Raw genomic sequence first — 1,513 nt, 5'->3', positions numbered from 1 at the left:
CAAGCCCAGCACGATGGCTTCGGTCTCGTCGGCATTGAGCATCAGCGGCGGCAGGAACAGGCCCGCACGCAGCACATAGCCCACGCCCGCCTCGCCGTAGATCGGTGCGCCCAACGCGGTCAGTTCGGCGATATCGCGGTACAGCGTGCGCTCGGAAATCTCCAGTTCTGCCGCCAGCACGGCGGCCGTCACCGGGCGTTTTTTGCCCCGCAGGACTTGCAACAAGGTCAACAGACGACTGGTACGCGACACGTTGATCATGCTCGAAAAAGAAAGGTGGCGCAGCTTAGCAGAGGCCTCCGTCAGAAAGTGTCAGGAGCAGGCACCCTTCCCTTCAGCCGACAAAAAAGCCCCTTGACGAAATATATGACTCGCATCATATTTAATAGATGTTGCGAAACATTTAAACCAACCACAGCGTCAGGAGTTTCGGTATGCGCAATAAAGTCTTTGGCCGTCGCAGCGGCCTGCGGGTTTCAGAGCTGGCCCTGGGTACCGCCAATTTCGGCACAGGCTGGGGCCACGGCGCCGAGCGCGACGAGTCCAAGCGAATCTACGACGGCTACCTGGAGGCCGGCGGTAACTTCCTCGATACTGCCAACGGCTACCAGTTCGGCCAATCGGAAGTGCTGCTCGGCGAGTTCATTGCCTCGGAACGGGATCGCCTGGTGATCGCCACCAAGTACACCCTGCGCACCCAGCCTCAAGACGAAGGCACCCTCAAGCTTGGCAACAACCGCAAGAACATGGTGCGCGCCGTCGAAGAAAGCCTGAAACGCTTGAACACCGACCACATCGACCTGTTCTGGGCGCATATCAGCGACAACGTCACGCCGATGGAAGAGATCCTGCGGGGGTTTGATGACCTGGTGCGTGCCGGCAAGATCCACTACGCGGGGCTGTCCAACTTCCCCGCCTGGCGCATTGCCCGCGCCGACCTGCTCGCTGAAGTGCGCGGCTTTGCACCCCTGGTAGCGATCCAGACCGAATACAGCCTGGCCGAACGCACCGCTGACCGCGAGCTGCTGCCCATGGCCGAGGCCCTGGGCCTGGCCGCGACTTTATGGTCACCGCTGGGGGGTGGTTTTCTGACCGGGAAGTACCGCAACAGCCAGGACGATACCCGCGCCAGCAAGCTGGGGATTTTGGTCCACGCTGAAAAAAGCGCACGGGAAACCGCAGTGCTCGACACCCTGCTGGCGGTTGCCGGTGAACTGGACGCCACGCCGACTCACATCGCCATCGCCTGGCTGCGGGAAAAGGCCCGTCGTTCTACCACCGCGCTGATCCCGATCCTGGGGCCGCGTACCCGCGAACAGCTGGACGGCACCCTGGGTGCGTTGAGTGTGCAACTCTCGGCTGAGCAAGTGGACCGTCTGGATGCTGCCAGCGCGATACCGCTGGGCGTGCCCCACGAGATGATCGCGGAGCGCTTCCCACGTTATACGGACGATGATGCACAAGACCTGCGCTGGCCGCCGGTTATCTAAGACCCGTTGTGGCGCGGGAGCTT

At 61.9% G+C, this 1,513-nt stretch carries 2 protein-coding genes; one reads left to right on the top strand and one right to left on the bottom strand.

What is annotated here, in order from left to right:
- Positions 1–252 (bottom strand): HTH domain-containing protein (locus HX846_RS34585; RefSeq protein WP_178967189.1); only part of this gene is annotated, 252 nt, incomplete at its 3' end.
- 182 nt (positions 253–434) lie between these two features.
- Between HX846_RS34585 and HX846_RS34580 the strand changes: the two genes are divergently transcribed.
- Positions 435–1,490 (top strand): aldo/keto reductase, encoded by a 1,056-nt coding sequence (locus tag HX846_RS34580; protein ID WP_178967188.1) that lies wholly within the window; start codon positions 435–437, stop codon positions 1,488–1,490.
- Positions 1,491–1,513: the final 23 nt, after the last annotated feature.

The sequence above is a fragment of the Pseudomonas sp. K5002 genome, from assembly GCF_013386655.1.
In the GTDB taxonomy this organism is placed as follows: domain Bacteria; phylum Pseudomonadota; class Gammaproteobacteria; order Pseudomonadales; family Pseudomonadaceae; genus Aquipseudomonas.
Note: the sequence above shows the minus strand (reverse complement) of the source record. Positions and strands in the feature narration are given on the sequence as shown.